Source organism: Mesobacillus sp., from assembly GCF_047739415.1.
Classification (GTDB): Bacteria; Bacillota; Bacilli; order Bacillales; family Cytobacillaceae; genus Mesobacillus.
On record NZ_JBIQOE010000179.1, the window covers coordinates 1 to 6504 of the forward strand.

At 45.0% G+C, this 6504-nt stretch carries 9 protein-coding genes; 4 read left to right on the forward strand and 5 right to left on the reverse strand.

Annotated elements, in window-relative coordinates; genetic code table 11:
• Window positions 1-180 (forward strand): hypothetical protein (locus tag ACH0QE_RS13905; RefSeq protein WP_415801205.1); only part of this gene is annotated, 180 nt, incomplete at its 5' end.
• Here ACH0QE_RS13905 and ACH0QE_RS13910 read toward each other — a convergent pair.
• From ACH0QE_RS13910 to ACH0QE_RS13920, 3 genes are read right to left on the reverse strand one after another with little or no spacing between them, the layout of a single operon-like run.
• Window positions 164-970 (reverse strand): ABC transporter permease, encoded by an 807-nt coding sequence (locus tag ACH0QE_RS13910; RefSeq protein ID WP_415801206.1) that lies wholly within the window; start codon window positions 968-970, stop codon window positions 164-166. The two genes, ACH0QE_RS13905 and ACH0QE_RS13910, sit on opposite strands and share 17 nt — an antisense overlap.
• Window positions 951-1727, reverse strand: coding sequence for an ABC transporter ATP-binding protein (locus ACH0QE_RS13915; RefSeq protein WP_415801207.1), 777 nt, complete (start codon window positions 1725-1727; stop codon window positions 951-953). The genes ACH0QE_RS13910 and ACH0QE_RS13915 overlap by 20 nt, the downstream gene beginning before the upstream one ends.
• A 16-nt stretch (window positions 1728-1743) precedes the next feature.
• Window positions 1744-2739, reverse strand: a complete 996-nt coding sequence (locus tag ACH0QE_RS13920) for an ABC transporter substrate-binding protein (RefSeq protein WP_415801208.1) — start codon at window positions 2737-2739, stop codon at window positions 1744-1746.
• Between the two features lie 139 nt (window positions 2740-2878).
• Between ACH0QE_RS13920 and ACH0QE_RS13925 the strand changes: the two genes are divergently transcribed.
• From ACH0QE_RS13925 to ACH0QE_RS13935, 3 genes are all read left to right on the forward strand, one after another.
• Window positions 2879-3640 carry an alpha/beta hydrolase family protein gene (locus ACH0QE_RS13925; protein ID WP_415801213.1) on the forward strand — a complete coding sequence of 254 codons (762 nt, stop codon included), beginning with the start codon at window positions 2879-2881 and terminating at the stop codon, window positions 3638-3640.
• A 55-nt stretch (window positions 3641-3695) separates the two neighbouring features.
• The gene (locus ACH0QE_RS13930; protein WP_415801209.1) at window positions 3696-3938 is read left to right on the forward strand and encodes a DUF2584 domain-containing protein; all 243 of its coding nucleotides are present in this window, start codon (window positions 3696-3698) and stop codon (window positions 3936-3938) included.
• 152 nt (window positions 3939-4090) lie between these two features.
• Window positions 4091-5095: a DUF3231 family protein gene (locus tag ACH0QE_RS13935; RefSeq protein ID WP_415801210.1), complete on the forward strand. Its 1005-nt coding sequence runs from the start codon at window positions 4091-4093 to the stop codon at window positions 5093-5095.
• A 170-nt stretch (window positions 5096-5265) separates the two neighbouring features.
• Here the strand turns inward: ACH0QE_RS13935 and ACH0QE_RS13940 are convergent, their stop codons facing one another.
• Window positions 5266-5445, reverse strand: a complete 180-nt coding sequence (locus tag ACH0QE_RS13940) for a hypothetical protein (RefSeq protein WP_415801211.1) — start codon at window positions 5443-5445, stop codon at window positions 5266-5268.
• Between the two features lie 110 nt (window positions 5446-5555).
• The coding region (locus tag ACH0QE_RS13945) for a phosphoenolpyruvate carboxykinase (ATP) (protein ID WP_415801212.1) at window positions 5556-6504 on the reverse strand (949 nt) is incomplete at its 5' end.

The following is a 6504-nucleotide window of genomic DNA, read 5'->3' on the forward strand; positions in this document are numbered from 1 at the left end:
GATGGCCAACTGGACATGGAGAAGTCCAGTAATGGCCTAGAATTAAAGCTAAGAGAGTCTATTTCCCATGAAAAATCCGCTGAAATTCAAAAAGGGGTTCGGAATGAGAACATTCCGAACCCCTTTTGTCGACAAACTGAAGAAGCCGGTCATCCCGGCTTCTTTACTGATTGCTTTTGATCAGTTTCTTTTCTAGAAGTTCGACGAGCTGATACATCACCGTTGCAAACACTGCAATGACGAGCAGTGACAAAAAGACGAGCGTGAAATTGAAAACCTGGAAACCGTAGATAATCATATATCCGAGGCCTCGGGCAGAAACGAGGAATTCCCCGACAATGACTCCTACCCAGGACAAGCCGACGTTCACCTTCAAGGTTGATATGATGGTCGGGAATGAGGCCGGCAAAATTGCTTCCCGGAAACACTGTGTCCTTGTTGCTCCGAAGGTCTGCAGCACTTTCAGGTAATTTTGATCGACTTCTTTAAAAGCGGTATATACAACGATAGTAGTGATAATCACTGAGATGATTGCACCCATCGCAATAATTGAAGTCATGTTTGTTCCGAGGGCCACAATCAGGATCGGGCCCAGAGCTACCTTTGGCATTGAATTCAGTATAACCAAATATGGATCCAGGATTTTTGAAAGCATCGGTGACCACCATAATACAGCTGCCAGTATCGTACCGGCGAGTGTACCGAGGATGAATCCCAGTACGGTTTCAGCTAATGTCACTCCAAGATTCACGGCCAATGAACCATCCATCGTCTTGTCAATTAGCATGTTCCAGATTTTGGACGGTGAACTGAATAGGAGCGGGTCAATCCATTTTAGCTGGCTTGAGATTTCCCATAGCGCAAAAAAGGCAATGAATATCAGAAACTGATAGATACGGACGATTTTTTTCTCGCGGCTTAACTTTTTAAGATACTGTTGATGAAGGAGTTCAGTTTTCCTCTGGGTCAATCGATTCCAGCTCCTTCCATATCGTCTGAAACAGTTCATTGTATAAAGGGTGGTTTCTAGCCTCGAACGGGCTCAAGTTTCTTAGCTCTTCTGGAATGGCAAAAGTTCTATGCAGGCGTCCAGGTCTTGGCGAAAACAGGAAAATCCGGTCGCTCATTGCTATCGCCTCTCCGATATCATGCGTTACGAGAATCGCTGTTTTTCCGAAAGTCTTAAAAGTGTTGGAAACCAGGTCCTCGAGTTTCAATTTCGTTTGATAGTCCAGTGCGGAAAAAGGTTCGTCAAGCATGAGCAACTTAGGCTCTGTTGCAAGTGTCCTTACAAGTGCCACACGCTGGCGCATCCCGCCGGACAGCTGTTTTGGATAAAGTTTTTCTACATTCTCTAACCCCATTTGCCTTAGCAGCGATAAAACCTCAGCTTTTTTGGAAGCTTCCAAAGTTCCGCTAATCTTCAGGCCGAGAAAGATATTTTCCTCAATCGTTTTCCAAGGAAATAAATAATCCTGCTGCAGCATGTATCCGGTTTGATTCGCAGCATCCTTGACTGCTTTGCCTTCCAGTTTTACATATCCATCGGAAGGCTCAATCAGCCCTGCTATAATCGAAAGCAGCGTTGTCTTGCCGCAGCCGCTCGGACCCAGGAAGGATACGAACTCCCCTTCCTGGACATCGAGTGAAATATCATTCAAAGCAGTGACAGCGGATGATTTTGTGAAATAAGTGTGATGTATCCCTGTTAATGTCAAAAAGTCCATTGGCTGCAACCTCCTGTTATTTCATGACGTCTTCTGCCACCTCTGTGTTTACTAAGGTGTCATGGCTTACTTCCTCAGGAAGTTCTCCTGCTTCATCCATGATGTCCTGCAGGTTATTCCATTCCTCTTCATCTAGAATCGGGTCAGTTGCGTATGATCCCTGACTCTTGTATCGATCAACAACCGTTTCGATTAGCGACAAATCTGTATCTTTAAAGAATGGCTGGATGACCTCCGCTGTTTCTTTTGCACTGTGAGAGTCCACCCATTTCTGAGCCTTATGAATTGCACGGGTGAATTTTTCGATTGTTTCCGGGTTTTTCTTCATATAGCTTTGTTTGGCCATAAATGTGGTATATGGTACATGACCGGACTCAGTTCCGAATGAAGCGACGATATGTCCTATGCCTTCCAATTCAAACATGCTGGCCTGCGGCTCGAATAACTGGACGAAGTCACCAGTTCCGGAAGCGAAGGCATTAGGGATATTCGCGTAATCAATATTTTGAATCATCTCTAAATCTGCCTTTGGATCGATGCCGTGCTTCTTGAGGACGAATTCACCGACCATTTGCGGCATCCCGCCCGTACGCTGGCCGAGATAGGTGGCTCCTTTTAACTGATCCCATGAAAAATCATCAATTTTTTCTCTGGATACAAGAAAGGTCCCATCTGTTTGCGTAAGCTGGGCAAAGTTGATGACTGGATCATTTGATCCCTGGGCATAAACGTAGATAGATGTCTCTGAACCAACGAGTCCAATATCTGCTGCGTTCGAGAGTACGGCTGTCATGGTCTTGTCGCCGCCCCAAGTAGTCGTTAATTCAACTTCCAATCCTTCATCCTCAAAAAATCCTTTTTCAAGGGCAACATATTGAGGAGCATAGAAGATCGAACGAGTTACCTCTGCAACTTTGAGAGTCTGTACCTTGTCTTGACCGCAGGCTGCAAGAGGTATAATAAGTACAGCAACCATAAATAAAGCAAAACCGGCTTTGAACCATTTTTTCATAATGATGCCTCCTAAAAATCTGTCTTAATTTGGGCTTACGATATCGTATGAATTCGCTAAAAATGTGTGAATGCCCAGGAACCAAATTTAAAGAATTTCATATAAGAGAGGAGTGTTTACTTTGGAAAAAGACGGTCTAATGATCTCGGCTAACAAATTTCCTTCCCCCAATCCGGCAGTCGAGCTGCAAATGGTGACCTACTATGCAGGCGGACTGCGGGTCAAAGGACTTCTAGCTAGGCCGATTGATGGAAGCGGGACTGAAGGATTCCTGTATCTGCGTGGTGGAATTAAAAATGTAGGGAAGGTGCGGCCTGCGCGGATTGCCCAATTTGCGTTTGAAGGCTTCACAGTTTTCGCTCCTTTTTACCGTGGGAACCAGGGTGGGGAAGGTGATGAGGATTTCGGCGGGGATGACCGGGTCGATGCCTTTGCTGGATTCAAGCTGCTTCAAACATTGCCATGGGTTGATAGGATTCATGTTTTTGGCTTTTCACGAGGTGGTTTGATGGCTTTGCTGACGGCCATTAAATTTCCTGAGATGGCGTCGGTCGTTACCTGGGGAGGGGTAACGGATATGTTTTTAACGTATGTAGAAAGAAAGGACCTGCGCAGGATGATGAAAAGGGTGATCGGCGGGTCGCCAAAAAAGGTGCCAAACCGATATAAGTTCCGCACGCCTTTATACGATATCGAAAACCTGAAAGCACCGGTGCTGCTGATCCACGGCCGGAACGACCGCAATGTGTCGGTTGAACACTCCTACCGGATCGAGAAGCGGTTAAAAGAGTTGGAAAAGCCTGTCGAAAGCTGGTATTTTGATGACTACACGCATTACTTTCCGCCAGTAGTGAACCGGAAAGTTGTGTCCGACTTAACGAATTGGATGAAATCACAATAGCAACAATGATAAAATGAAAGTGATATTAATGATGAACAATAGAGGAGCGAGTACAATGGGGATGCCATTAGAGTTGAATACAATGATCGTGACGAAGGGCCGGGAAAAGAGGCTCGAAGACAATTTCTTCTCTCTGACAAAGGAAGGCTACAGGCTTTATCCAGTTGACATTCCACTAGAAGTCAAAAAGACAATCGAAGGTGACCTTACCGGAACGGGCGTCATCAAAAAAGTAGAATTGACAGAGAACACAACAACACTTACGTATCAGTTAATTTCCTTGAACTCAACCAACTAAGCAGGGCACATTTTGTGCTCTGTTTTTTTCTTTACAGTCATTGTTATAAGTCTTTTTAAAAACAGTACTTATCATAGCTCGAATAGTTATCAACGAATATTATCTCTTTATTAGCCTAAAAATAAAGAAAAAAGAAGGAGTTATGAATTGAAATGGAACATAACCCTCAATTGACTTCATCAGAGGTTGCTGCAATGTGGGGAGCGTATATGCAAAATTCAATGGCTCACTGTATCGTTCAGCATTTTGCTAAGGTTAATGAAGATACCTCAATGACGGAAATTATAAATGCCGCGTTATCAAATACCAAATTTGTAGTAGATCAAGTCAAATCCATTTTCGGAAAAGATCAACATGCAATGCCTATCGGTTTTACTCAGGAAGACGTAAATTCAAAGGCATGCCGAGTGTATTCAGACCTTTTTGCCTTGCGATATATTAAATATATGGCTTCCGCAGGGACTGTTGCATCAGCAGCATTTCTGGAAGTATTGGCAAGGAATGATGTAAGAGAATTATTTTCGAAGTCTTCAGTGATATTTATGAAGCTTTATAATGATTCTTGTGACTTACTTTTAAAAAAAGGTACATTCGTACGCTCGCCAACGATACCTCCAATGGAGAAAGCAGAGTACCTTCAGGATGAATCATTCTTGTCTAGTTTAATTGGAAGACATCGGCCACTAACCGCTGTGGAACTGGCTCATATATCTAAAAATACAGAGACAAATTCCCTTGGCAGAACATTTTTGGCTGGTTTTTCGCAAACAGCCCAGTCACAAGAGGTACGGAAGTTTATGGAAAGAGGTACTGAAATAGCCGCTAAGCATGAGACTGTATTTAGAGAAATATTAATACAGGATGGAGTTCCGCTTCCAACTACCTGGGATTCAGCGATATCTCAATCAATTGATCCGCCTTTTTCAGATAAGCTGATGATGTTTCAAACCAACAGTTTAAGTGCTATCAGTGTTGGTGGCTACGGAACAGCAATTGGGGCGAGCCTAAGAAAAGACTTAGGCGGACATTACACGAGACTTGTTACTGAAATCCTTCAATATGCAAATGACGGGATTAAAATAATGATTGATAACAGATGGATGGAACAGCCTCCACAAAATGTTGACAGGGAAGCATTAAGAAACAGAAGTAAATAGGTATCAAAAGGCAACCCATAGACTGGAGAAAAGAAAAGAGCCATTTCCGATTGGAAATGGCCTTTTTATGCGATAAGAAAGGATAAATTTTACTTCGAGAATTGTCCAGCTCCAGCGCCTAGCCAGTCTTCATCTCTGAGAGTGCTTCCTCGAGTATCTTGCGAGAAGCATTAGCTTTGAGCAGCTCGAGTCGCTTTTCTAGTGTCGCCTCCTAGAAACTCCGAAACTTCAACTCCGCCGGCAGAAGCAAAAAGCGCTTCTTTGTCGGAGTCTCCAGTTTCTGCGTTTCTGGACAGTCGGCTATACATTTCGATTTCGGTCCGCCCAATGAAGTCAAAGAACGACTTCACCCGTCGGCCTTCCGAGGCACACGATGTGCTAGACCCGCCAGCCACAGGACGTGGCGTTTTAAGGCGGGCAGCGCTTGTCGGGTCTGACCAAGGCGCTTGCGCTTTTCTAATTATTTCGCTGTCGGTCCGCCTTTTTCTTCGATCTCGGACGGGACGTTTGAGAACTTCTTGAAGTTTTTGCGGAACTTGCCTGCAAGTTCGTTTGCTTTTGCGTAGTATGCTTCTTTGTCGCTCCATGTCTTGACTGGCTGGAGGACATCGTCAGGTACACCTGGTACATGTGCCGGGATATCAAGGCCGAAAATTTCGTCTTTGACGGTTTCGACATTGTTCAATTCGCCTTCAAGTGCTGCCTGGACCATTGCGCGTGTGTATGCCAGCTTCATACGGCTGCCTGTGCCATACTCTCCGCCTGTCCATCCTGTGTTCACTAGGAATACTTTTGCGTTGTGCTCGTCGATTTTTTCACCGAGCATTTCGGCGTATCTTGTTGCTGCAAGCGGAAGGAATGGCGAGCCGAAGCAAGTTGAGAACGTTGCTTGCGGTGAAGTGATGCCGCGCTCCGTGCCAGCTAGCTTTGAAGTATATCCGCTCAAGAAATGGTACATTGCCTGTTCCTTTGTAAGCTTGGCGATTGGAGGCAGAACTCCGAAAGCATCGGCCGTAAGGAATACGATGGCGTTTGGATGTCCGGCAATGCTTGGGTCCACGATGTTATCGATTGCCTGGATTGGATAAGCTGCACGAGTGTTTTCAGTCAGGCTGCCGTCATCATAGTCCGCAACGCGGGTTTCTTCATCGACAACGACATTTTCAAGTACAGAACCGAAACGGATCGCATCATAAATTTGCGGTTCTTTTTCCTTAGATAAGTTGATGCACTTCGCATAACAACCGCCCTCGATGTTGAACACTCCGTTAGCTGACCAGCCGTGCTCATCATCACCAATCAGGCGGCGATTGTTATCAGCTGATAATGTTGTCTTTCCTGTACCGGAAAGACCGAAGAACAACGCAACATCACCTTCGCGTCCAACGTTTGCAGAGCAGTGCATGGAA